At 41.6% G+C, this 26,243-nt stretch carries 21 protein-coding genes; 8 read left to right on the forward strand and 13 right to left on the reverse strand.

What is annotated here, in order from left to right; all coding sequences use genetic code 11:
* Positions 1-36: 36 nt before the first annotated feature.
* The 3 genes from ACKWCA_RS16445 (at position 37) to ACKWCA_RS16455 (ending at position 1,554) form a co-directional block, all read left to right on the forward strand.
* Entirely contained in the window at positions 37-516 is a 480-nt protein-coding gene (locus ACKWCA_RS16445) for a hypothetical protein (RefSeq protein WP_413979301.1), read from the forward strand.
* A gap of 64 nt (positions 517-580) precedes the next feature.
* Positions 581-1,144 carry a YeeE/YedE family protein gene (locus tag ACKWCA_RS16450; RefSeq protein ID WP_413979302.1) on the forward strand — a complete coding sequence of 188 codons (564 nt, stop codon included), beginning with the start codon at positions 581-583 and terminating at the stop codon, positions 1,142-1,144.
* Positions 1,141-1,554, forward strand: a complete 414-nt coding sequence (locus ACKWCA_RS16455) for a DUF6691 family protein (protein WP_413979303.1) — start codon at positions 1,141-1,143, stop codon at positions 1,552-1,554. The genes ACKWCA_RS16450 and ACKWCA_RS16455 overlap by 4 nt, the downstream gene beginning before the upstream one ends.
* Before the next feature lie 52 nt (positions 1,555-1,606).
* Here the strand turns inward: ACKWCA_RS16455 and ACKWCA_RS16460 are convergent, their stop codons facing one another.
* The 10 genes from ACKWCA_RS16460 to ACKWCA_RS16505 all read right to left on the reverse strand — a co-directional run bounded on the left by ACKWCA_RS16460 (position 1,607) and on the right by ACKWCA_RS16505 (position 17,089).
* Positions 1,607-3,034 (reverse strand): MFS transporter, encoded by a 1,428-nt coding sequence (locus ACKWCA_RS16460; RefSeq protein ID WP_413979304.1) that lies wholly within the window; start codon positions 3,032-3,034, stop codon positions 1,607-1,609.
* 31 nt (positions 3,035-3,065) lie between these two features.
* Positions 3,066-6,467, reverse strand: coding sequence for a hypothetical protein (locus tag ACKWCA_RS16465; RefSeq protein WP_413979305.1), 3,402 nt, complete (start codon positions 6,465-6,467; stop codon positions 3,066-3,068).
* 30 nt (positions 6,468-6,497) lie between these two features.
* Entirely contained in the window at positions 6,498-8,033 is a 1,536-nt protein-coding gene (locus ACKWCA_RS16470) for a sugar porter family MFS transporter (protein ID WP_413979306.1), read from the reverse strand.
* Positions 8,034-8,152: 119 nt separating this feature from the next.
* Positions 8,153-10,252 (reverse strand): family 16 glycosylhydrolase, encoded by a 2,100-nt coding sequence (locus ACKWCA_RS16475; protein ID WP_413979307.1) that lies wholly within the window; start codon positions 10,250-10,252, stop codon positions 8,153-8,155.
* A gap of 308 nt (positions 10,253-10,560) precedes the next feature.
* Complete coding sequence (locus ACKWCA_RS16480; protein ID WP_413979308.1) at positions 10,561-13,434, reverse strand: helix-turn-helix and ligand-binding sensor domain-containing protein; 2,874 nt, start codon at positions 13,432-13,434, stop codon at positions 10,561-10,563.
* A complete protein-coding gene (locus tag ACKWCA_RS16485; protein WP_413979309.1) occupies positions 13,418-13,693 on the reverse strand; it encodes an ATP-dependent Clp protease adaptor ClpS in 276 nt (91 codons plus the stop codon). The genes ACKWCA_RS16480 and ACKWCA_RS16485 overlap by 17 nt, the downstream gene beginning before the upstream one ends.
* A 32-nt stretch (positions 13,694-13,725) precedes the next feature.
* Positions 13,726-14,562: a 50S ribosomal protein L11 methyltransferase gene (gene prmA / locus ACKWCA_RS16490; RefSeq protein WP_413979310.1), complete on the reverse strand. Its 837-nt coding sequence runs from the start codon at positions 14,560-14,562 to the stop codon at positions 13,726-13,728.
* Between the two features lie 108 nt (positions 14,563-14,670).
* Complete coding sequence (gene tpiA, locus ACKWCA_RS16495) at positions 14,671-15,420, reverse strand: triose-phosphate isomerase (RefSeq protein WP_413979311.1); 750 nt, start codon at positions 15,418-15,420, stop codon at positions 14,671-14,673.
* A 22-nt stretch (positions 15,421-15,442) separates the two neighbouring features.
* Complete coding sequence (locus ACKWCA_RS16500; protein WP_413979312.1) at positions 15,443-16,540, reverse strand: BT_3928 family protein; 1,098 nt, start codon at positions 16,538-16,540, stop codon at positions 15,443-15,445.
* Positions 16,541-16,543: 3 nt separating this feature from the next.
* Entirely contained in the window at positions 16,544-17,089 is a 546-nt protein-coding gene (locus tag ACKWCA_RS16505) for a DUF1599 domain-containing protein (RefSeq protein ID WP_413979313.1), read from the reverse strand.
* 106 nt (positions 17,090-17,195) lie between these two features.
* Here ACKWCA_RS16505 and folP point away from each other — a divergent pair, with 106 nt between their 5' ends.
* Together folP and ACKWCA_RS16515 are read left to right on the forward strand one after the other, a co-directional pair.
* Positions 17,196-18,017, forward strand: a complete 822-nt coding sequence (gene folP, locus ACKWCA_RS16510) for a dihydropteroate synthase (RefSeq protein WP_413979314.1) — start codon at positions 17,196-17,198, stop codon at positions 18,015-18,017.
* Between the two features lie 51 nt (positions 18,018-18,068).
* Positions 18,069-18,854: a diadenylate cyclase gene (locus ACKWCA_RS16515; RefSeq protein WP_413979315.1), complete on the forward strand. Its 786-nt coding sequence runs from the start codon at positions 18,069-18,071 to the stop codon at positions 18,852-18,854.
* 90 nt (positions 18,855-18,944) lie between these two features.
* On the opposite strand, the gene ACKWCA_RS16520 is transcribed toward ACKWCA_RS16515, so the two are convergent.
* Both ACKWCA_RS16520 and truA read right to left on the reverse strand, forming a co-directional pair.
* Positions 18,945-20,711: an ABC transporter ATP-binding protein gene (locus tag ACKWCA_RS16520; RefSeq protein ID WP_413979316.1), complete on the reverse strand. Its 1,767-nt coding sequence runs from the start codon at positions 20,709-20,711 to the stop codon at positions 18,945-18,947.
* Positions 20,704-21,456, reverse strand: coding sequence for a tRNA pseudouridine(38-40) synthase TruA (gene truA, locus ACKWCA_RS16525; protein WP_413979317.1), 753 nt, complete (start codon positions 21,454-21,456; stop codon positions 20,704-20,706). Before truA ends, ACKWCA_RS16520 begins: the two co-directional genes overlap by 8 nt.
* Before the next feature lie 145 nt (positions 21,457-21,601).
* Here truA and ACKWCA_RS16530 point away from each other — a divergent pair, with 145 nt between their 5' ends.
* Together ACKWCA_RS16530 and ACKWCA_RS16535 are read left to right on the forward strand one after the other, a co-directional pair.
* Complete coding sequence (locus ACKWCA_RS16530; RefSeq protein ID WP_413979318.1) at positions 21,602-22,096, forward strand: metallophosphoesterase family protein; 495 nt, start codon at positions 21,602-21,604, stop codon at positions 22,094-22,096.
* Positions 22,097-22,135: 39 nt separating this feature from the next.
* Positions 22,136-23,446 carry an acetylxylan esterase gene (locus ACKWCA_RS16535; RefSeq protein WP_413979319.1) on the forward strand — a complete coding sequence of 437 codons (1,311 nt, stop codon included), beginning with the start codon at positions 22,136-22,138 and terminating at the stop codon, positions 23,444-23,446.
* A gap of 471 nt (positions 23,447-23,917) precedes the next feature.
* On the opposite strand, the gene ACKWCA_RS16540 is transcribed toward ACKWCA_RS16535, so the two are convergent.
* The gene (locus tag ACKWCA_RS16540; RefSeq protein WP_413979320.1) at positions 23,918-24,328 is read right to left on the reverse strand and encodes a DUF4293 domain-containing protein; all 411 of its coding nucleotides are present in this window, start codon (positions 24,326-24,328) and stop codon (positions 23,918-23,920) included.
* A gap of 196 nt (positions 24,329-24,524) precedes the next feature.
* Here ACKWCA_RS16540 and rho point away from each other — a divergent pair, with 196 nt between their 5' ends.
* Positions 24,525-26,123, forward strand: a complete 1,599-nt coding sequence (gene rho / locus ACKWCA_RS16545) for a transcription termination factor Rho (protein WP_413979321.1) — start codon at positions 24,525-24,527, stop codon at positions 26,121-26,123.
* Positions 26,124-26,243 lie beyond the last annotated feature (120 nt).

A 26,243-nucleotide genomic window follows, 5' to 3' on the forward strand; every position in this document is an offset into this window, starting at 1 on the left:
CTTCAATTATCTTAGGGAAAAATAGCTCTAATGAAAATGAAAATCAGACTTTTCCCAAAAACAGCTGTCTTATTGGTCTTTGGTACGCTGGCCCTGCTTTCTTGTTCTGATGATGATGGCCCAGTAACCGAAAATGAGATAGCAATGGCGTCAGGCACCTATATCTTGACTGAATTGAACGTAAACCCAGCACAAGATATTGATGGCGATGGTACGGCATCGACCAATCTTCTCGATGAGTTAAGTTGTATTTCAGGAGCACTAAACCTACGGTCAAATGGCACTTATAGTTTAAATCTCACCGGTATCGAGGTAACTTCCATAACTGGTGGTCAATTTTTTATAGATTGCGGCGAAGCTAGAAACAGCGACAGCAACTGGAATATTCAAAATGGCCTGGTCACCTTGTTTGCCGATGTCACCACAACCCCCTACTCTTTGGTGGGTGAGGAGCTTACCAGAACGCTTGGGGAAGATCTGCCAGGAATTCAAAGTGTTGTCTACGTGAAACAATGATTGTGCAACTTTGGTCACATTCTTTTGATCTTCAACAACGTATTTTCGCCAAAAACAAAAGCTAATGGAAATCATTCAACAGCCATGGCCTTGGTATGTATCAGGACCATTAATCGCCTTGACCATGGCATTGCTGGTCTTTTTCGGCAAAACCTTTGGTATGTCTTCAAACCTGCGGACCTTATGCAGTATAGGGGGTGCAGGAAAGTTTGCCTCTTTTTTTCGGTTTGATTGGAAGGCTCAAAAATGGAATTTGACCGTAGTTTTAGGTGCTATAATCGGTGGGTTCATAGCGGTTCAATTCTTATCGGATGGTTCTGTATTGGCCCTGAATCCCGAAACGGTTGCCGACCTGAATACCCTCGGTTTTGAGAATGTCGGTAAAACTTTATTGCCCAATGAAATCTACGAATGGAAGAGTGTCTTTTCTTTAAAGGGACTTTCGATTCTGGTCATTGCCGGCTTCTTGGTCGGGTTCGGTACGCGTTACGCTGGTGGGTGTACTTCCGGCCATGCGATTACCGGACTTAGCAATTTACAGTTGCCCTCCCTCATTGCAGTCATCGGTTTCTTTATTGGCGGTTTGATCATGACTCATTTTGTTTTACCCTTAATCTTTAGCGCATGAAATTTCTAAAGTTTTTACTTGTCGGCATTTTCTTTGGAATAGTACTGGTCAAATCAGAGGCCGTTTCATGGTATCGCATTTTTGAAATGTTCAAATTCCAGTCCTTTCATATGTACGGTATTATCGGCTCCGCTGTTTTCCTGGGGATTCTCTTTCTCTGGATGTTCAAAAAATTCAAGGTCAATAGTATTGCAGGAACTCCTATTGTGTTGCCCCCCAAAGAGAAGAGTTTTACGCGTTATATTTTAGGGGGTACCATCTTTGGGTTCGGTTGGGCCTTAGCCGGTGCTTGCCCAGGCCCTATGTATATCCTTTTAGGAACGGGAGTTTTTAGCATGCTTATCGTAATCGCTGCGGCGATGTTAGGAACCTTCGTCTACGGGCTGGTAAGAAATAGGCTTCCGCATTGATCGTGATCGCTGTAGTAGCTCAGATCAAAACCGAAGACCATTCGCTACATGATCAACTGTTGGCTAGTTTTCTTTTTTCCAATTCCATACTGACTTCGTTCGCTTTTTCCTCGGTGACATCATAGTTTCGCATAACATAAATGGCTATCAATGTACCGATAATCGGAAACCCGGAGTAAAAAACCCTAAGCCCTAAAACCGCTCCCTCCGGTTGTGTCGCTAAATCGGGATTAAATCCAACAATCGACATAATGACACCGGTCAATCCGCCTGCTATGGCAAAACCAAATTTTACCATCCACCAATATATGGCTCCAAATACCCCTTCTCTACGTTGTCCTGTATTAAGTTCGTCCAAGTCGATTACATCGGCCGTCATAGACATCATTAAGGTAAAAAGGCTGCCGATACCAAAAGAAAAGAAGGGTAATGCGAACAAAAACATATACGGCTTTCCAGGAATGAATAAAAACCAAAGCATAATATAGCCGACAATAGAAATGGCTTGAGATATGATAAAAGCCTTCTTTTTGCCCATTCTTTTTGACATACCGGTAATTATCGGGATTACTATAAAAGTAGTAGCCAAAGCCCCAACGCTACCAAAAAGTGTAGGCCAGAGTCCAGCAGCTCCTGCATCGCCTCCAAAAAGATAGTACACTACAATAAAAAACGAAAAACTGGCTATGGTATAAAATGTATTATAAATCAAAAATGTGGCAATGCATAATTGTCGAAAAGGTTTCGACCGGAACGCCTCTTTGAACCCTTGGCCGATTTCCTTTAAACTGCCGCCGATATTCTTCATGGTCAACGGTGAATAATCGGCGTTGACCGTTGACTTGCTTTTTATGAAAATAGCAGGAACCATCGCAAATAACATACAACCCAGACCTACCCAAATGGAAAGCTCCCTTGTCGCAACTTCAGCTGATTCAAACCAGCCGTTATCGTACATAATAACCCAAAACCATGGTGCGATTACCCATGCCCATTGCCCAATCCATTGGGCAATGGCCATAATATCGGTACGTTCGTGAAAGTCGTTGCTCATTTCATAACCCATAGCCACATAAGGAACGCCAAAAATGGTAATCCCTAGATAGAACACAAATGACCACAGCAAAAAGTAGGTAAAATTATAGTCTAAACCGTTTTCACGATATAATTGCCACATAATAACAAACGAAATTCCCATAAGAAGTGCGCCAATGAAAACATACTGTCTTCGTCTACCCCATTTCGACTTCGTATTGTCTGAAATAAATCCCATTACGGGGTCTGTGAAGCAATCAAATATTCGTGGTAAAAAAAATAGCACTCCCCACATCCACCCGGGAAACCCCAGGTCTTGTACCAAAACGACCATGAAAATACCAAGTATGGCCGGGAACATTTGGTTGGCAAACATTCCAATGCCAAAGGCAATTTTTTGTCCCATTGGAACTTTTGTTGTAGTGACCATATTAGCGTTTTTCATTCTCTTGGTTTATAATTGGTTCGTGCACATATCATTTCACTAGGGAAACCATAATTCGGTCAATTTCCCCAGTACGTTCAAATATCTTATTACTCGTTTCCCGGTCTAGGGTCAGCCCTTCTATTTCAAGGGTATGACCTGCTCTAAATAGAATTTTTAATTCATTCGCTTCTTCAGACAACGAATAAATTATCGGTACCTGACAATAGGTGAACCCGAGTGTGTTCGTTTCCAATAGCAATTTTTCGGTCCCTCCATTAAGCTCAATATAGGAAAACTCTCGTGGTTCATTAAGAAATTCGGCCTGTCGCAACAACTGTGGTCTGAATGTCAACTTTCCACCTTCCACATAAAGACCTAATTCTCCAAACCTGCTTAAAATGTCCTCTTTCACTTGACCGGTCATACCCGGTTGCTGTGCTCCTTTACCGGATGGAGTGTGTGAATAGGGATCTGTTGAAAAAGCTCCGTACAACTCTGGCGGTTTATGCACACCGATGCCCTCATTGATTTCATAATAATGTTCCAACAACCTACCGATAGTTTCCTCATCTTCTTTTTCCGCAATGGCACGAAAGCAGGTCTCTTGGACGGCTAAAAGCAATTTAGAAACCATATGCCAATAAATGGAACCTAGGCCCTCATATCCGAAGAAGGTACCGGACCTACCTGTAAAGGATTTATGATCAAAAATATCCTCAAAAACCTTGAGCAACAGAGCCTTGTCTTTCTGGATCAAATGCCCATAGCGTTCCTGAGGCAAATCGATTAATGCCCCTTTTAGGCTATCAACATTGTTGAAAGACCCATTAAAATGATACCCACCATGAATATCGACTTCTACAATTTTGGTGTTTCCATCTTTTAGTAATTGCTTTATCAAGGCAGATTGATGGACCTTTTCCAAGGGAATATTGTTTCTGTCCACGAACTTGGCCAGGTCTTTATTTGGATACAGTAGGTAACTGTACTGATCTGATCTAAACAAAGCACTATTTTTCATGCCATCCAAAAGAGCTAAAGATGCTTTGGCCGAAACGTAGCCAGAACTCAAAACAGCAACTTGACCTTCAAGCATTTCGGAAAGGTAGGAAATCGATACGCCTCCATCATCTTCAACGGACATTAAGTTGTAAGCATGATAGAGGTTATCAGAACGTTTGTTTGCCGCAATACTGTGATCCAAATAGTTTAAGGTTACTGCCACAAACTGTTGTATATCACTCTTGGTAAGCACTTTCGTTTCATTGGTAAACCCATTTTCGTAGATGTTGGTTCTATAGGTACTACCTGCAATCCCTAAACCATCCATTACCACTCTTCTATCTTTATTCGTCACGGTACCGGAAAGAATGGACTCATTTTCGACAAGTGTTGTTCTGACGGCATTGAAAAATCGTACCAACTCTTTAGATATGAAATACTCCTGCACAGGAATCTGCACCATCATTTTCTCAAGGAATTTTAGAAATCTTCTCAAATAGTTCAGCGTGACCATTGAAACGCCATTACCCACCAAGGCGTTATTGGCATCGTTCCATTCTGGACGTTGTGTATTCATCCAGATACCACCCTCTGGAATAAAATTGGAGACCTTGGCCAGAACTGTAGCCAATAATTTCTCTAGCATGTTTACTTTATGAATATGCCCGTTCGCATCTTGTAATAAGGCCGCGTCTGCCCCAAGCAGCGTACGCTCATGATGAATTCTTGCATCTAATTCCTTATCGAAGACAATGGTGTCTTTCGGATTCCTTAAAACCGCCTCATATTCTTTAATCTTATAGGGCACATTGGCATACACGAATATTTCATCATCGAAATACTTTCCTAAATTACCAGGATAATGCGATTCGCTAAATTCAAGGAACCTCAGTAGATATATGATCTGATGATCTCCCCAATATCCTATATACGACCAAGGGTCATCCGGTTCAATGGTTTCCCAATCGAAGCCGCCCTTGGTTACTCGATACGGGTTATAGCCATCAAAAGTAGTCGCATTCAAAAACTTATGGATCATGCCCGTAATGAATCTCGGGTATGAGTGGGCCAAGGCCTCCCAGTTTTGAAAGATATCACGCCAGTTTCCTTCATAGTCCAGTATTTTTTGACCATCCTCGGTAGTGGTATTGATAGAGAAACGGTTCCAGGGGCGACTAGGGTCACCGTGCCTTCTGCTGAACTTCAACGGCAGATATTCCAGACAGAGCCTGCCAAAATCCTTATCGTTACTTTGAGCAGTGCTGTTCTTCAATTCTTGAAGTGTGAACGTATCGGCCAAATCATTTACTAAATGCGCATTATTTTGGAATACCTCTTGATTGGCCTTGGCAAGGTATGTCTTGAAATCATCTTTCTCAACGAGGTAGTTGTTGTCAAAAACACCTCCTCTCATGATATTGAAAAGGACGTTCGAATAGTGTCGTATGTTGCTTTTCCTATCCGTGGTGATTTGTTTGCCATCGGCAGAATTGGTCAATCGTATTAGATTTTGGGTGCCTAACGCCACATCATCGAAGACAGCTGCCCAAATATGATCGTTCGATTTGATCTTTTCAGAGAGGTTTAGGACTTTCGCCGAACTTTTGTTTACATCAGCCACAATAGCCCATTGTTTTTCTTGTTGCGGTTTGAGCTGTATATCAGCCACCGAGAAAAAGGCCCCTCTTTCGGCCTTGACATCGCTTTCTTCAACTACTGCCTTTCCATCACGGAAGTCATCCAACTGCAAGGACGACAATAGGGTCTTTGTATTCAACAGCCCCATAGACCAAACGACATTTGCTTTTAAAGCTTCACTAGGTTCGGCCCTGTCAACGATAATAGCGCTTAATGCGAAAACTCCAAGCCCCGAATCTTTGATGAGTTCGCTTCTTTTATAAGCATCCACAAGATTACTGCTCCCTTGTTGCGTGCTCGCCGGCACTCCATAGGGCATCACATTTTGAATTCCATCCAGAATCGTCAACTGAATGTTATCATCCGAATGATTACGGAGTTTGCTTTTTCTAACAAAGCCAAATTTATTGCTCGAATTCCATTGATACTGATAGGTTAAATCAAGGTCGTGATTGATTTCTTCAAAAATGATTTTGTTTCCAAATTCGTTTTTGTACAGATTTCTAGTAGTTTTGAATGCCCCTGTATACCTATTTGAGAAAGGCTCCCACACCACTTTTTCCCCGGTTTGTTTTTCCACTTGAAAGATGGATTTACTTCCAGTAGTGTCATACGATTCGGTAATCTTATCATCCGTGTAATAGGGAAATAAGGCATGATCTCTATCTTTTCTCCCAGCACTTAGTCCTCCATTACTGGAAATGAACATCCAATGATTGGAATCACTCACGATACTCATGAAAAAAGGACGTAGCGAATCACTGTTCCCTATTTTGTAATACCCTTCATTTTCAATTTGGATGTACTCCATTCACTTTCTTTTTATAATGTTTATTCGACCTTATTTTTTTACCAATAGTTCTTCCACCTCTTCAAGAGATTTCCCCTTGGTTTCAATTACAAATCTGTACACAAATAGAATGGCCAAAAATGATAGTACGGCATAAATACCAAAGGTCATTGTCGGGCCGAGATTTGACAGTTCCCATGGAAAGACCTGAGTCACGGAAAAACTTACCAATGAGTTAAAAAACCCAACTACCGATATCGCTATACCCTTGATTTTGGTCGGGAAAATCTCCGATATAAGTGTCCACATAACAGGACCCAGTGAAATGGCGAAAGCAGCTACATACAATAAGATAGCTATTAACACCAAACTTGCGTTAATCTGAATGAAATTTGTGATTTCATTGCGCTTAAATTCCAATAACAAGTCCGCATCCAATTTGGTTTCCACAGCCCTAAAAAGTGCTTCTTGGCTATCAAATGATTCCCCGCTTAATTGGGTCAGTTCGGATTGTATTTCTTTATTACTGACTTTCATGAGGGTCACCTCACTAAAGTCATACGTTGCCTTGTGAAACGCAAAAGCCGCCATTAGCAAAGCTATGGTCATACAGCTCGAGCCGATAAGCAGTAAAGGCTTTCTACCTAGTTTATCAATAAGCCAAATGGCCACTAGCGTAAATACCAAATTGGTCAACCCAACTACAATGGCTTGTAGAAAAGAAGAATCGGTACTACCACCGGCCTGTTCAAAAATGGTCGGCGCATAATAAAAAACAGCATTGATACCGGTAATTTGCTGAAAGAAAGCTATACCCAGGGCAATGACCATGATTATGGAATACTTTTTTTTGAATATATCGGAGAATTTTCCAATACTTTCTTTCTTATCAACTCCCCTTTTAATTTCGGCTACCGTCACCTCAGCATACTTTTCACCTCCTATTTTCGTCAAAATCCTTTGGGCCAATTCAACCTTATTTAATTTTTGAATCAACCACCTCGGGCTTCGAGGTACTGTAAAAAGAGCCAAAAAATAAATCAAGGCCGGAATCGCTTCCACCCCCAACATCCAACGCCAACTTTCCCCTTCCATATTCACGAGAAAATAGTTTGAAAAATAGGCTACTGAAATACCGATTACAATATTCAACTGGTTAAAGGAAACCAAACTTCCCCTCAATTTAGCTGGAGCTATTTCGGCAATGTAAATCGGTGCTATTAATATGGCTCCACCAATTCCGATACCTCCAATAATTCGGGCAATAATGAATTCGTTATAACTGGTCGCAAATGCCGACCAGGTGGCCGAAATGGTAAAAAGGGCCGCTACAATAAGTAATACCTTCTTGCGTCCAAAGCGGTCCGCCAAAGGTCCCGCAACCAAATTACCCGCCATGGCACCAAAAACCACACAGCCTACTGAAAATCCGAGCATGGCATCGGTCATATCAAAATAGACCGTAATGCCCTTGATCGCACCGGAAATCACCGCACTATCAAAGCCTAATAGAAACCCTCCAAGGGCCACTATGAGGCTGATTAGGATCGTGTACGATTTGTTCATTTGAATAGCTCTCTCTTTCAATACGTCACCTTTTGATGTTAGTATACGAAACTTATGTGCTTTTTAAGGTTGAAGGCTTTTGAAAAGAAAGGCCGGTACTATCGTAAATATACCGGCCTTAGTTGTTCAAAAGTCATTGATTATTGGTAGACTCTGATATAATCGATCTCCATTGTGTCTTGTGTAAATGCCGGATCAATCGCTCCACCTAAAGTTCCTCCCATTGCAATATTCATGATAAAAAAGAAATCACTATTGAAAGGGGTATCCGTTGTATTTACAAAGCTAAGATGCACCAGTTCATCGTCTACAACGAACTTGATATAATCCGGTGTCCATTCCACCGTATAATTATGGAATTCCGAAGTAGCCGTAGCTACCTCTGTTGCCGCAGTTACTGCTGTACCTCCAAAATTTCCGGGGTAATGCAATGCACTAGAAGTTTCATTCGCATTATTACCCACATGCTCCATGATATCTATTTCACCACATGTTGGCCATCCTACGGTATCAAAATTAGCTCCAAGTGCCCACAACGCCGGCCAAGTTCCTCCAGCGGAAGGAAGTTTAGCCCTTACCTCCACTCGGCCATAGGTAAACTCGTACAGGTTTTCCGATTTTATACGCGCTGAAGTATAAGCGGCATTACCCACAGGGCTTTCTCCAAAGTCAAAGAACAATACCACCCGATCGTATGTGAAATTAGGTGCTCCGCTGACATCAAAAGTCAATGTTTCCCATTCGTTTGCAACAGTTGAAAGCAGATCTACTTCATAAAACTCATTCGCATTGGCCTTATTCTCTATTTTTAACTTGATCGTATCCCCAACCATGGGTGACCACGTTTTCACACTGATGTTCGTATAGGTACTTAAATCCAATGGAGCGGACGTATCAAAGTACGAACCTCCCCAAGTTTCAGCGCCTACTGGTTTAACGGATTCTGCAACCTTCGTTGAAACATTATCTCCACTGGGGTCTGGGTTGTCAATTACGGCGGTAGATACTCCACCAAATGTAGTAAATGTGGGTGCGGCACCTTCAAAATCCTCTAAAGAAGATGTAGCACCGCCCGTTGCAACCAATGTCACATCATCATAGTAGTGCGTTGCGCCAGTTACCGTTCCAGCATCTGCAGCTTTGGCCGTAATTTTCAAAACACCATCTGCGACAACCACATTTTCAGGATCATCAGTATAGGTTTGAGCTTCGCCATTGCCCCAACCGCCTGCACCTAAGTCATAGGTCCAATTCGCCGGGTTAGGAGCGCCGTCAACATCAAATTCGTCGGCCCAAACCAGGTTCGTGTAAATTGTTTCCAGACTTTCTTCACCGCCATCAGTAGCAACATCAGCAGTAAATCTTAAGTACCAGGCTAAATCTGGATTCTCGGTATCATAGGTTCTTACATAAAGTAAGTCTTCCGTCAACGCTAAAATTTCATAGCTCGAGGAACCTACATAGTAACTCATAAACCCACCATCGGAAAACTCCATTTGCATTCCAGTAGTTTCTCCATCAGGAACGTTGCCACTGACATCAGAAATCGTTACTATTTTTGAACCTGAAGTATCGAAATCATAACAGGCATCTTCTGTCTCTGCTCCTCCAACTAAAGCTTTGTGCCCTACATTGAAAAAGGTTTGCCCCTTATTGTCAAGTACATAGGTAACCTCACCGCTAGTATCAACGGTAAAAGTAAGCTCATCATCACAAAAACAATCCGATATGGCTTCACCACACTTTTCAAAAGCCTGGGCAGAATACCATTTTGGGTACCACCAATCACCATCTATTCCTTCTCTTGCTGGGCCCAAACCTAAATGACCAGGCTGAGCTGCGGCAATGAACCAGGTTTTTGAACTTCCATTGGTCAACGTAGTAACCAAGGTGGAGTTCATTACTGGTATATCTACCGAAACCTGAACAGTCTCCGTTAGGGTAGTACCATCATTACCTGTGACCGTAATGGTTACCGTGTAATCGTTTTGGCCAGGCTCCGTATAGGTTTTAACGGTATATCCGGTAAGCGATTCTCCTGTTGTTCCATCGCCGAAGTCATACTTAAACAACTTTGCTCCTGAGGCAGAAGTATTAAAGATTACCTGACCTGGAATCTCGCTACTTACCTCCGGGTCGACCACCAAATTGGAAAGTGCAACCGCCGCTATAGTGTCATCTTCCTCGCACGCGACCGATATCATAATCAAGGCCGCAACGATGTACTTAAAATACTTCATATTACATTTTTTTTGGGTTAGTGAAAACATTTTGTATTGTACTGCTTGTTTCGAATTCAAATACTTGCGGCCAACACGACCGAAGTCTTAAGAAACAGCCACAAGATATAATGTTGTGTTGGGGAATTCGAAAATTTAACCCATACAAAAAACATACAATTCAAAAAAAGTAGCTCAAATAAGTGAATATCCCAATTAAAATGGTGTTTTTTGATGAATATGCAAAAAAGAGAAGTTAGCAGGAAAAATTAAACAAAATAGCCACTTGTATAGGTAATGTTGGGGTAAAAACGTATGATGTTGAGGATTTAAATCTCCATAATATAGTCAGTTAGTCCACTTTCATGCGACAAATTCATTTTTTTTCTCAAACGATAGCGCTTTACCTCCACACTACGAACAGATATATTGAGTAATGGAGCTATTTCTTTTGAAGATAGATTCAGTCTTAGATAAGCACATAGTCGTAAATCATTGGAGGTCAATTCAGGATGTACGCCTTTAACTTTTTTAAGAAAATCTTTATCCGCATTATTAAATGCGTCCTCAAAGAATTTCCAGTCATCTGAATTATTGATGTTCCGATCTATTGTTCGAATTACGGAGCTTATTCCTGGATTTTTTACATTTTGTTTCAGTTGGTCCTTTATTGCATTGAGAAACTCGTTCTTTTTGATAATGCTCATTGTTGATATGGCCAACTCTCTATTCTTGTTCTTAACCTCTTCTTGCAGTCTTTCGTTCTTGAGCTGAACTATTTTTTTTTGCGCCTTAAGCCTTTTGCGCTTCAATCTCTTTTTACTCTCTTTCAAGAGTTGTTCTTGTTGTTTTTGATAATATCCCTTGTATAATTTATGCACAAAAATGGCCAATAAAGTGGCACCACATACATAGAGAGCGATGGCCAAGTTCGATAAATACCAGGGTCTTTTGATTCTGAACGTATATGATGCAACATTACTGGAAACTTCGTTTCCTGCTTTTGCCCTGACTTTGAAGGTATAATTACCGAAGGGTAAATTCTCAAAAGACACACTAGGGTCTTTTGTCCAGTCACTCCAGCTATCATATTTTCCCTGAAGCTGATACTGATACCTTACTTCTGTGTATTTATCGTATTCGGGAATGGAATAGGAGAAAGACAGGTTGTTCTGAGACGAATTGAAGTCCGCGCTCCCTTCTACCAGTACTACGTTCTCTAAAGCCGATGTTGTGGATTTTCTTGCTATTGAATTAATTCGTACGACGTACTCTTTTGAGGCAACCTTGTTCAAATTCAATGTAAGATACCCATTCGAGATTCCTATTAAATATTTCTCATTTTTAAGTGGTGTCAGACTTTCAAATCCCAATACCCCCAAATTTTTCCTCAGATCGGAAGGAATGGCAATTTTATTGACTTCGGCAGTAGTACTGAACCTGCCCGGCCTGACTTGAACAATATTGCTGTTGGTGAAATACCAAAGTTGACTGTTTTCAATATCGGAAACGAAAATACCCACAGGCACATCGTTGTTATCTACATAAAACATATTCGTCAATAGTGTATCCAATTTGAACTGGTCTTCCAAATTATGGTACTTAAAAACACCTTGGTCACAGGTATAAAGCAGGTTATCCGAGAACTTGACCAGACTAGCTCCAGTACCTTTTGAAGCTTCATTCACTACCTTGATCACCTTTCTATACCCTTCGTCAAAATTGAGCTTATAAACGCCTTTGAACTCACGATTCACGGCCACTTGGCCTTCTGTAATAAACTCAAAAAAACGGCTAGATATGTCAAAACCTTCTATGGTATTTCTCAACTTCCAACCTTCTCCGGTTTCTTCCAGAACACTTAACCCATTGAAATTTCCTTGAAGCATGAGGTTTTCTTTCCCCGGAATGGGCTTGATATCCCAAGTTCCAGGAAAATTGGAAACAAGCTTGGCCTCTTGATTTTCTATAAGATAAGTACCATTGTTATGTCCACAGAACAACGCATCCCCCTCCACCTTCAAAACCCAGACTTGACCTTCGGTTCCTTGAATAATATTGAAGTCCTCATGGTTCTCGATATGTTTGCTAAAAAGACCTTGATTCGTTCCTAGGTATAGGTAATCTTGGTAGAGCATGGAAGCATAAACTACCCCCAGTTTTCCGTTTTTATCAATGTATTCATTAAATGGCGAATTGAGGTTAACTACACTAACTCCATTGTCAAGGGCCAACCATAAATTATGGTCGACGTCCTCGAATAAAGAAAGTACCGTATTATTGTTCAATCCCTTTTTTTGGTTGATATTCAAGAGGATGTTCCCCTCCTTGTCGATTTGGAAAATCCCATTTGAGATTGTACCTAGAACAACAGTACCATCTTCCAGTTGTAGACTGCTATAAATATTTAGGGAAGGAATGTTGTCTTCAAAAGGACTTGTCCATTTTTCAAGAATACCGCTATCAAAAAAATAAAAATTTCCTTTCTCGGTAACTAACAACGGCCTATCATCCATAGAAAAGATTCCCGTGACCACAGTACCACGTATTAAAGCGTCATCGTTAACCAAAACCGGCTTACCGCTTTCAATTTTAAAAAGGCCCTTATCCACACTATGGAAGAAAAGAGTTCCTTCAAAATTGAACATATGCGCTTTGGTGGACTTCGATTCTACGACCTCTACAGACTTGTCGGAAGCATTATAGATATATATTCTTTCAAGACTTTGAAATAGCACCCAATTGTCTAGCTCCAGAATATTCCAGATTTCCTCGTCTTCCAATAGAGGTAGCTCTAAACTACTACTTATAGATTGGTATGCCAAATCTCCTTCGGCCTGCTTTTCCCAAAAGCCGAACTCCATATAGCAGCCGGTATATATGGTATTACCTATAGCCTTGACCGAACGGATCGTAGAACCATTCGGTGATTGATATAATCGCCACACAGCCCCATTATATTCGAGAAGGCCGGTATTATTGGCGACATAGATATTCTTTTCTTCGGATTGGCCAATACCCCAATTCTGGTTTTGGGCATTGTAATCTATCGGAGTATAATTTTGAACGGGCGGAAGCTCCTGACAGGTTAAAGTGAAGGTTGCCAGAAAGCAAATCAAGATAAAACTGAATGGCTCACAGCCATATGCACCCACTCTTTGGCGAATTCCCGTATCCCTTTTTGGATTAGACGATCTCAGCACTTAATCCAGCTTGTAGCAATCGGGTACAACGCGGTTCAAGATCACTGTACTCCCCAGTTTTTACGGTACACTTTCCATTGTGATGTACGATCAAAGAGCATTGTTCCGCTTGTTCGGCGGTATGTTCGCAGACATCGATCAATGTTTCAATAACATGTTCAAAGGTATTGACCTCATCATTAAAAAGTACGATTTCATTCTGATTCACCGTCTCTTCTTCAAGCAATAATTCTTCTGAAATTTTTTCCTTGACACTCATGATACTAATGGTTTAAAAGGACTTCAATGTTTCTAAAGTACATATTTTACGGCAACCCAATTATTCTTTTCAAAGTTTTTTTCAAACTTTAACGCTGCACTACCACACTTTTCAGAAACGATAGCAATATCTTCTTTGTAGAAACCACTCAACAGAAGAAGGCCCTTTGGGCGTAGGCAATTTGCGTAGCTGGGAATATCAGCGAGAAGGATATTTCTATTGATATTTGCGATAATGACATCGTACTTATTGTTACCTAAAAGGTCGGCATCACCTTGTTTCACTTGAATCTGGTTACAGTTGTTTCGTGCCACATTTTCTGAGGAGTTCTCGAAACACCAAGGATCGATATCAATTGCATCAACATTGGTTGCCCCTTTCATGGCGCTTAAAATAGCCAGAACTCCCGTTCCGCAGCCCATATCCAGTACGGATTTACCTTCACAATCAAGTTCCAAGATATGTTCCAACATCATGTAAGTCGTTTCATGGTGTCCGGTACCGAAGCTCATTTTGGGTTCAATAACAATATCGAATGGTACGCTAGGTTTTTCGTGAAATGGCGCACGAACAACACAGGTATCACCAACTTGAATGGGATTGAAATTCGATTCCCAATTGGCATTCCAGTTTTCTTGTTCGATTTCTTTGTATTGAAAAGTGATGCTAAAATTGGTATTCCTAAGAATCTCCACTTCTTTTAGCATTTGCTCCGACCAGTCTTTTTGTTGTATATAGGCCAAGATTCCTTGTGGTTCCTCTACGAAACTTTCAAATCCGATGGCGCCCAGTTCGGCCATCAGTATATCCGAGGCGGGTTGCAAAGGTTGTACCTCAAAAGCGTACTCTATGTAAACGGTATTGGTCATTCTAAGGTTTTAGCACCCGTCGTATTGAAAAAATAAATCTTGTTCACCACCCTTCTGTCCTTAGAGTACCGAAGGGTCGTTCATACCAAAGCTCTATGATCAAGGGTCTTAAATGGCCTTTATAATCGCGGCAAAATCATCGGCTACCAATGCAGCACCGCCAATAAGCCCCCCATCAACGTCAGGTTTGGAAAAAATTTCCTTTGCGTTATTCGGCTTGACACTACCTCCGTATAAAATCGAAACCTTGTTCGCAATACCACTATCGTAGGCTTGGGTAATCGTATTTCTTATGAAGGCATGCATTTCTTGTGCCTGTTCAGGACTCGCTGTCTCACCCGTTCCAATAGCCCATACAGGCTCATAGGCCAATACGATTTGGTTCCAAGATTTTGAATCTAGCGTGAATAGCGCTTTTTTAAGTTGTTCTTCTACAACCTTGAAATGATTTCCGGATTTACGCTCCTCCAATTCCTCTCCGAAACAGAAGAGTACTCGCATGTTCTTTTCTAAAGCCGCCGCCACTTTCTTTGATAATATCTCATCGGTCTCACCGAAATAAGCGCGTCTTTCGGAGTGCCCGACAATTACCGTATCGACACCGATACTCATGAGCATATCTCCTGAAATTTCACCAGTAAATGCACCACTTGGGGCAAAATGCATATTTTGGGCAATAACTTCAATAACGGATGATTCCAAGTGGCGCACCGCGACGCCCAGATTCACAAATGTGGGAGCGACCATGACCTCGGCATCCGTGTCTGGCAGTTTTGCGGACAGTTCTGACAACAAGGCCTCCGTCTCCATTAGATTTTTGTTCATTTTCCAGTTTCCTGCTACTATTTTGCTTCTCATTTCTGTATCGTTTGTTTAGTGTTTACTTCAATTCTAAGTTGTCGATGTCGTTAAAATGGACCTTTTCCATAATCGTGCCCTTCTCCAAGACCAAAACGCCTGGGTTGGAGCGTACGATCGTCTTGAGCGTGGTCTCATCAGTAAAATAAAAATCAAAACCCAGACCATGTTGTTTTACCAATTCAGCGGTCTGCTGCTCATTGGAGGCAGACATGCCAATAACCCTGTATCCTTTTTTAAGGGCACGCTCCGTCACTTTCTTTACAGCTATATACGCCTCGCGGTTTGTTTTGCGCAAATCATAAGCGATGACCATGACCAATTTCGGTTCGTTCAACAAAGTCAGGGCAAAATCTTCCCCGTTCTGCTCAATGGTAAAATCATGAACGGGGGGTTCATATCCCTTCTGGATTTCCGTGGTTTCCGCACCAATGAACTCCCCATCGACCTGAGGGTAGTCCCCATTGGTCACCACTATTTTTTCACCATCGGCTGTTTTGAATTTCCAGGCGTATTCTATAATAGCTTTCGGTGCATCATCCGGTACGTTCATTCCATCTTCGATATTCGCTCCGATCTTATACGGTCTAAAATCGATTACAGGCAAGTGACGAAGTACATGAACGACATAGAATCCGCAAAAAAGCAAGGCGACCACCATCATGATACGGCGAACTTTTAGACTGAACCATGGGGCAATAAAACGGTGGCCTACGAATAAGATCAGGATAAGCACCAACAAAATCACGTCTTTGGTAAATGATTCCCAAGGGGTGAGCTTTATGGCGTCACCAAAACAGCCACAATCAGTGACCTTATTGAAATATGCCGAATAAAATGTGAGAAAAGTAAAACCTATGATCATCAGTAATAGGCTCCATACCGTAAATTTAACGCGAAAACCTACCAATAGCATCACACCCACCAACACTTCAAAGATGACTACGACAATGGAAATGGTAAGGGCGTGTGGTTCAAAAAAAGGCAGATCTAGAACCCCTTGACTAAAATATTCCTCTAATTTAAACGAGAAGCCTACTGGGTCATTGAGTTTGATAAAACCACTGATAATAAACAATATGCCTACAAAAACTCTGGAGAAGCCTACTAAATATTTCATACGTCACAACTGATTTTGCTCTAGATGAATCATTGCAAAAACAGCATAGTTCACCATATCTTGATAATTCGCATCTATACCTTCACTGACCAAAGTCTTGCCTTTATTGTCTTCAATCTGTTTTACTCGAAGTAACTTCTGAAGGATCAAATCGGTCAACGAACTCACTCTCATATCGCGCCAAGCCTCTCCGTAATCATGATTTTTGTTCTCCATAAGGGATTTGGTCTTGCCAATATGTTTATCGAACAGGGTAAGTGCCCTTGCTTCTGACAAGTCGGGTTCGTCAGCAACGCCCAGTTCAAGTTGAATGAGGGCCATTAACGAATAGTTGATAATTCCGATAAACTCGGAACGTTCTCCCTCTGCTACTTTCCTTACCTCGTTTTCTTGAAGGCTTCTAATGCGCTGCGCTTTGATATAAATTTGATCTGTTAGGGAGGGAAGTCGTAGAATTCGCCATGCGCTACCGTAGTCCTTCATCTTTTTCTGAAACAAATCTCGACAGCCTTTGATTACGGCATCATATTGTTCTGATGTGTTCTGCATGTATATCGTACTAATTTGCGTAAATTTCGCTTAAAACCTTGGGAATTTCAAAGGTCGTGCTTTAAAGTCGGTTTTTCAAATCATCCCATGTCTAGTTTCGCTGTTCATGACCATCAACTGCAAAGGAAACCTTATTGATTTATCGACTCCCAAAGTGATGGGTATTCTCAACATTACACCAGATTCGTTTTATGATGGCGGTAACTACAAAGATGAAAAATCCATTTTGGCGCAAGTCGAAAAAATGTTGGCGGCAGGCGCCACTTTTATAGATGTTGGCGCCTACAGCTCACGACCAGGAGCCGATCATGTATCAGTGGATGAAGAGCTTCAACGCATACTACCCGTGATTAGGATGTTGCTGAACGAATTTCCGGGTATCCTCTTGTCTATTGACACCTTTCGAAGTCAAGTCGCCCAACAAGCCATAGAAGCTGGAGCGGCCCTGATCAATGATATCTCAGCGGGCAAGCTAGATCATCAAATGCTACCGACCATTGCCAAGATCAGGGTGCCTTATATTATGATGCATATGCGAGGTACGCCACAGAACATGCACCAGCTGACCGATTACCAAGATGTCGTTCTAGAGGTATTGCAGTACTTTTCGGAGCGCATGTCCGCAGCTAGGGCACTTGGAATTTACGACCTAATTATCGACCCGGGATTCGGCTTTGCAAAAACGGTAGCCCAAAATTACGATTTACTCAAAAAGCTCGACCTATTTCAACAGTTGAAGGCACCCTTACTTGCCGGTCTAAGTAGAAAGTCGATGATTTACAAAGTTTTGGAAACCACTTCGGAAAACGCTTTGAACGGCACCACAGCCCTACATATGATAGCGCTCGATAAAGGTGCTTCGATTTTACGTGTTCATGATGTCAAGGAAGCCATGGAATGTGTTGAACTTTCGGCGCAGCTGAAATAGGGACAATTTTTGTCTACCTATTTTCGTTAATTTTACAAAAACTAGACAAACTTGGATTCCCTGAATTTTCTTGACTTTAAGATTACCGATATCTTAGATATCATCTTGGTCGCCATTCTTCTCTACTACATTTACAAGTTGGTCCGAGGTTCAGTCGCCATCAATATTTTTATTGGTATCGTTATCGTCTGGGGATTCTGGAAACTTACGGAACTCTTAGGAATGGAAATGATCAGTAGTATGGTCGGTGCCTTTATGCAAGTGGGGTTGATTGCATTGATTATCGTTTTTCAACAGGAAATACGAAAGTTTCTGCTTATGATCGGCTCGACCAACTTTGCCAACAAGCGTAATTTCTTAAAACACTTTAAGTTCTTGAAACAGGAAGGTCTCAGCACAAGTATCGATGTCGATGCTATTTTGAGTGCTTGTAAGACTATGGCATCGTCAAAAACGGGGGCTTTGATGGTCATTCAACGCAACAACTCGCTAGACTTCGTAAAATCTTCGGGCGACAAAATGTACATCGAGATTTCACAGCCCATTATCGAGAGTATTTTTTATAAGAACAGCCCCTTGCACGATGGGGCAGCTATCATCGTAAACAACTATATCGTGGCTACACGGGTTATCCTTCCGGTCTCCAATGAACGGGGCATTCCTTTACACTATGGTCTGCGACATAGAGCAGCCGTAGGTATTACTGAAAAAACAGATGCCCTAGCACTCATCGTCAGCGAAGAAACGGGAAACATTGCCTACATCAAAAATGGGGAATTTGTTGATTATGATGACCTTATAGAGCTTTCAACCATTATCAAGGAAGATTTGATTTAATCAAACGCAGAACGGTAGCGTCAATCGACCGGAATTGCGCTGTGACGCCCGTATTGTTACCCTCTTAAGGCCCCATTTGGGATAGCTAGATCAAGCGACTTCCTCAGCAAGAAACTGTGCCTCGTACAAATCACTGTAGTACCCTCCCTTTTTCAGCAATTCTTGATGCGTACCACTTTCCACGATTTGACCCGCATCCATCACTAAGATGGTATCCGCTTTTTTTATCGTGGCCAAACGGTGGGCAATAATAATGGAAGTTCTTCCTTCGGTAATCTTTTCTGTGGCCCTTTGGATCAGTTGTTCCGAGTAGGTATCCACAGAAGAGGTGGCCTCATCCAATATCAAAATACTAGGATTGCTTACATAAGCTCTTAAAAAGGCGATCAATTGACGTTGCCCACTCGAGAGCATGGTTCCCCTTTCCTTGACATTGTATTCGTAACCTCCCGGTAGGCTTGAAATGAATTCATCTACACCTATTCGTTTGGCGGCCTCTTCTATCATCTCAGACGTGACCGCATCATCTTTTAAAGAAATATTGTTTGCAATCGTATCGGCAAAAAGAAAAACATCTTGTAGCACTACTGCGATCTGTTGACGTAAGGAAGCCAACTTGAAATCCTTGATATTCACGTCATCAATGCGAATTGTACCGGAATTTATTTCGTAGAATCGGTTCAACAAATTGATGATTGTCGACTTACCAGCACCAGTAGAGCCTACAATGGCGATTGTTTCGCCGGCTTTCACCTCAAATGAAATACCGTGAAGGACCTCTTCATCTTCCAGATATCCGAAGCGGACATCGTCAAACTTGATATCACCTCGGGCATGGTTCATGGTTACCATACCGATATCGGAAATATTGCTTTCGGTATCCAATATTTTGAACACCCGATTTGCCGCGACCATCCCCATCTGCAAGGTATTGAACTTATCAGCAATCTGCCTCAAGGGTCGAAATAGTATCTCGATAAATAGAATGAAGGCAAAGATGGTTCCCGCGAGTTCCGTAGTGATTCCCGTTACATTTTGCAGTCCGCCATACCAAACCACCAACCCAATGGCCACTGAGGAAACGATCTCGGCGATCGGAAAAAAAATAGAGTTGTACCAAACTGTCTTCAGCCATGCATTCTGGTGCTTTTCATTAATATCACGAAACTTGTCACTCTCGATTTTTTCACGGGTAAAGAGTTGAACGATCTTCATTCCGGAAATACGCTCTTGAACAAATGAATTCAAATTGGACACCTGCGCGCGTACCTCAATAAAAGCCACCTTCATTGCTTTCTGAAAAAGGCGTGTCGCATAAAGTATAATCGGAAGCAATGCGAAAACAAGTAAGGCCAACTTCCAGTTCATCATGAGCATTACAATGGCCGCCGCCAACATTTTCAATAGATCGGCCACGATAACAAAAAAACCTTGACTGAAAATCTCACCAATTCGCTGCATATCGGCAACCGCCCTTGTGACCAAGACCCCTAATGAAGATTCGTCAAAATACTTCATTCGAAAACCTAGCATGCGACGAAAAAGATTGATCCGAACATCTTTGATTACCGATTCTCCCAACCAATTTGCATAGTAGTTGAAAAGCAATTGGCTGATGACCTGCCCCATTAGGGCTGCCAACATCGCCATGGTCAAATACATCAGTTGTTCGGCATTGGCGTCAATGATGGCATTATCTATAATTCTCTGAAGGATGACAGGGGTCAATACGGCAAATCCAGAAATCAAAACTGCCGCCAAAGCGACCCCATAGAACGTCAATCTATAAGGTCTTGTATGGGCCAATAACCGCTTGAATAGCCGCGTATCAAAAGCTTTTCCTGTATCCTTATCCATCTTGGGGAATTATCGTATTGGGGTAGTTAATCTTGGTCAAATATAATCCTTTTGCGGGTACAGAAGCCCCGGCTTTACTTCGATCTTTACTATTTATGACAGCTTTAACATCCTGTAACGTACGTTTGCCAAGTCCGACATCCAGCAGGGTACCAACGATGGCCCGTACCATATTCCGCAAAAAACGATTGGCTCGAATGGTAAACACCAAGACCTCTTCGTTCTTAGTCCATTGCGCCTTTTTGATGTCACATAAAAAGGTTCGCACATCGGTATTCGACTTTGAAAAACATTCAAAATCTTCATATTGCAGTAATAAAGCTGCAGCTTCGTTCATTTTCTCGATAGCCAAAGGCATCTTGACATAATGGGCAGAATCTGTATAAAAAGGGTTTTTCTCCTGTACCACAAGATATTCATAGGTGCGTTCAAGTGCATCAAAACGTGCATGGGCGCCATCAGGTACGCTGAACAGTTTTTGAACCGCAATGTCATCAGGAAGAAAGGCATTCATTCGGTAAACGACATCTTCTTCATCAAAGGAAGACTCCACATCAAAGTGCGCGAACATTTGTTTGGCATGCACACCTGCATCGGTTCTACCAGCACCAACAAGAGCTACCTCTTTCTTTATTAGGGTAGAAAGTGATTCTTGCAATACTTGTTGCACGGTTATCGCATTGGGTTGACCTTGCCAACCGTGATAGGCTTTTCCATTATAGGAAAACTGAACAAAATATCTCAAACGGATGTCTTAGTTTTGTGATTTTTCAAAGATACTGAAGTTGGTTAGATGCACGAAGCTAGAAACGCAATGCCGCTGTGTTTCGCTTTGTATTATTCCAAACTTGTTTCCAATGAATTTTGAACATTGTAGCACACCTTTTTGAATGAAGAAAATTTTACTACTGAGTGACACCCATTCTTATATGGATGAGGGTATTTTGAAATACGCCCGACAAGCCGATGAAATTTGGCATGCGGGGGATATCGGAACTTTAGCTATTACAGATGCGCTGTCTACACTTAAACCGACACGAGCGGTTTTTGGGAATATAGATGATCATGTTATTCAAAAGGAATTTCCTGAAAACGATCGATTCTTTTGTGAAGGCGTCGATGTTTGGATGACCCATATCGGTGGATATCCTCCAAAGTACAATGTACGTACAAGGGATGAAATCAGAAGAAACCCACCCAAACTATTTATCTGCGGGCATTCTCATATCTTAAAAGTGATGTGGGATAAAAAACTTGGAGTGTTACATATGAATCCGGGTGCCTGTGGCAAGCATGGGTTTCATCAAGTTCGCACGATGTTACGTTTTGTAATTGATGGTACTGATATTAAGAACTTGGAAATTGTTGAATTGGGCAAACGTTAATTTGATATCTTTGAGTATATACTACGCGCATTGAGTTTCATGAAACGCCAAATTCATTTCTTATTCGCACTTCTTTGTTGTGCATTTTTACTGCTTAATAATGGGTGCAAGAAAGCAAAGGTAACGGTTGTCCCCAATAAAATAGGAGGTGTCTATGAAACTGGTGAAACCGCCGTTTGGACATTGAAATTTCCTGAACACATGCGTGTAGATTCCTTAACTTATACGATCAAAAAAGGGGGATTGACCTTATTGGAAAAGGGCATATTGAAGCCAAAAGACAAGAAAGCCACTATAAGTCACAGGTTTACAGAGCCGGGGGCGGTTTTACTTCACTTTAGATGGAAGGATGAAAATAATGAACCGGTCAGGCTTAGCGCAGGCGCTATAGCTTCTCCAGAAAAAATCGTTCTCTCGGCAAACAAACCCAATGATTTCGATTCCTTTTGGGAGAGCCAGATCGATTTACTCAAAAAAATTCCAAAAAACACGAAACTCAGTAAAGAAGGTAGTGAGTCATTCGGTGTTGACTATTTTAAAATTACCATGGACAACATCAATGGAACGAAGATAAGGGGACAACTTGCACGACCATCAAAAGAAAAAAAATTACCGGCACTTCTAATTTTGCAGTGGGCAGGTGTCTATCCTCTCCAAAAAAATTGGGTCATTGACAAAGCTGAAGATGGCTGGTTGGCATTGAATATCAACCCTCATGACCTACCAATAGATGAAGCGGAGTCTTTTTATGAAGAACAGATGAACGGGGCCTTAAAAAACTATCCGTCTATCTGCAATGAAAGTAAATACAATAGCTATTTTCTTCGAATGTACCTCTCTTGCTTCCGTGCGGCTCAATACCTCACCGAAAGATCAGATTGGGACGGGGAAACACTAGTTGTTATGGGGGCCAGCCAAGGAGGTCTTCAATCGTTGATGACTGCAGGTTTACATCCAAAAATTTCCGCATCGTTAGCGCTTGTCCCGGCCGGGTTTGACATGCATGGCCCTGTAGTTGGTAGGCAGGGTGGCTGGCCGCAGTGGTATAAAAAGATTGAACATAAAGATTCCATCAAGGTAAGGGAAACCAGTCGCTACTATGATGTTGCGAATTTTATTCCTCAAATCAAATGCCCTGTTCTGGTCGGAATTGGACTTTTGGACGAAACCTGCCCACCCGAAGGCATCTATGCAGGTATGAACCAATTGCTTACACAGAAAGAAATCATCGTACTTCCAAATTCCATGCATCAAAACATAAACGATTCCCATCAACCCTATTATGAAAGAGCAGAAGAATATTGGTTGCCAAAGCTTCTAGAAGGTCAAATACCGACCACAACCAATTGATAAGTATAGCTACAATTACAGGCAATGAACCGAACCTATGACTTGGCTTGTTTGACTATCTCTTATTTGGCATCATCATCATTCTGAACATCGTTTTAAGAAAGTCCAAAATACCTATTCTTAATTGTGGTGGTTGCTTTGTCATCTTTTCTATTTTCGGTGGAATACTACCTCTTGTCTCCATGTATATAGAAGTACAAAACTATATGGAAGGTAGATTCTTAGTAGATAACTTTGAGATGCTTTATACGTATTTTAGATTTCCCCTTTATTGGGTAATCGGACTAGCACAATTAGTGATTTTAGGCAGCCGATTACCGACCAAAAAAATCGAAAAGGAAGATTCTTATCGAAATTAAAGAATAAGTCTATTCATTTGAAAAACTTTGAATAAGGTACTACTATTCTTATAACAAAAAAACCCGGGAACAACCCCGGGTTTCACGCACTAATACTACTAAGATGTTAGGTTCAACGCAAACGATCCACAGATTTTACGAGATCCTCATCCTTTTTAATGGCCCTATTGGCAAGGACCAAAAAAACGATAGAAAATACAGGAATGAGCATCCCAATACCCTTCTCGGAAACCAAGGTTTCTCCGGATAAGTTTAGCGATCGGTAAACGAAAAATCCTAGTAAAAAAAGTTGTAATATCATGTTCAACCTGTTCATCACAAATTGATTCTGTCTGTTTTTGAATAAAAAAATAGTCACGAGGGCCAACACTGCTGCAGCATAAAAGGCGATAGAAATCCAAAGCTCGTTTTGCGCATAAAATTCTCCTCCCTGCGTGTCAAGCCACAAGTACGCCATAAAAGGGCCTACACCAGTGAAAAGGGCTACCAAAAGCAAGTATACGGATTGAATTCTTTGAATCATGACGCTTCTAAAGCATTGGAAAGGCAAAAATACGGGTCTTTTTAAAAAATATAATGCCATTATTGAAAATAATTTGTAATATTGTTTCGTTATTAGTTATATCTCTTACCAGTAGGGACATCTTTCCCAAGTAATACCCGAATAACAATACATCTCTTATCAATTCGAAAGACACCTCTAACTTATACCATTTTTAATGTTTGAAATTTCAGATTTAAAATCAAAAAAGCTGCCTGAGCTTCAGGAAATTGCAAAAGGATTGAACGTCCCTAAATACAAGACCCAAAAAAAACTGGATTTAGTATACCAAATCCTTGATGTACAAGCTTCTAACCCGAAGGCCGCCATCATTGAAAGCACTTCAGAACCCTTAGAAAAAGCACCTAAAGCGAGCCCGAAGAAGGAAGTGGCGCAAAAGGAAGTTGTACAAAAAGAAAACAAGCCTGAAGAGGGTAAAGAAGTTTCCGAAAAGGCCACTCCTAAAAGTGAGACCGCCGAGGAGAAACGGCCCAGACCGCGACCAAGGCCCCAAAACCAAGGCAAAAGAGACCATCAGAAAAATAATTCCCAGCATAAAAACCAAAATAACCAGAACAAGAAGCAACATCAAAAAGGTTCCTACGATAAAAGCAATTTTGACAAGGACCTGAAAAATAGATATAAGGAACCTGAATTCGAATTCGATAGTATCATTGAAAGCGAAGGGGTTTTAGACATCATGCAAGATGGGTATGGCTTTTTGAGGTCATCGGACTACAATTACCTATCCTCACCTGACGACATTTATGTTTCACAGTCACAGATTCGCCTTTTCGGTTTGAAGACCGGAGATACGGTGTTGGGCAATGTGCGTCCGCCAAAAGAAGGTGAGAAGTATTTTCCGTTGATCAAGGTGAACAAAATCAATGGAATCGATCCACAAATCGTCCGTGATCGGGTTTCCTTTGAGCATTTGACCCCATTGTTCCCCGATGAACGGTTTCGATTGGCCGAGCGCCAAGCGTCAATCTCTACCCGTATTATCGATTTGTTCTCACCCATCGGAAAAGGGCAGCGTGGTATGATCGTTTCACAACCGAAAACGGGTAAGACCATGTTATTGAAAGACATTGCCAATGGCATTGCCGCTAATCACCCAGAGGTATACCAAATCATTCTGTTAATCGATGAACGCCCTGAAGAGGTTACCGATATGCAACGTAATGTTCAAGGAGAAGTAGTTGCCTCTACCTTTGACAAAGAAGCTACCGAACACGTGAGAGTGGCCAACATTGTACTTGAAAAAGCGAAAAGACTCGTTGAATGTGGTCACGATGTAGTGATCCTATTGGATTCTATTACACGTCTGGCCCGTGCCTATAATACGGTACAACCTGCCTCTGGTAAAGTATTGAGTGGTGGGGTTGATGCCAATGCCTTGCACAAGCCCAAACGTTTCTTCGGTGCCGCCAGAAATATAGAAGGTGGTGGATCTTTATCCATTATTGCAACAGCCCTGACCGATACCGGATCAAAAATGGATGAGGTGATTTTCGAGGAGTTCAAGGGTACCGGTAATATGGAGCTACAACTCGATCGTAAGATTGCGAACAGAAGAATATTCCCAGCAATAGATTTGACTTCTTCAAGTACAAGAAGAGACGATTTGTTGTTAGAAGAAAACACCATACAACGCATGTGGATCATGCGAAAATACCTTGCGGACATGAACCCTGTGGAGGCAATGGAATTCATTGAACAACGATTTAAGCAAACCAAGAACAATGAAGAGTTCTTGATGACGATGAACCAGTAAGAACACCGGCCGGGCGTCTTCCGACCAGAAAAAGTACAAATCCCAAGGACTAAGGTCTTTGGGATTTTTTTTACCCTTTACCGCACCCTCCGGAAATTAATCGATTAGATTTTTCGGTTC

This window comes from Maribacter corallii, from assembly GCF_047345415.1.
In the GTDB taxonomy this organism is placed as follows: Bacteria; Bacteroidota; Bacteroidia; order Flavobacteriales; family Flavobacteriaceae; genus Maribacter_C.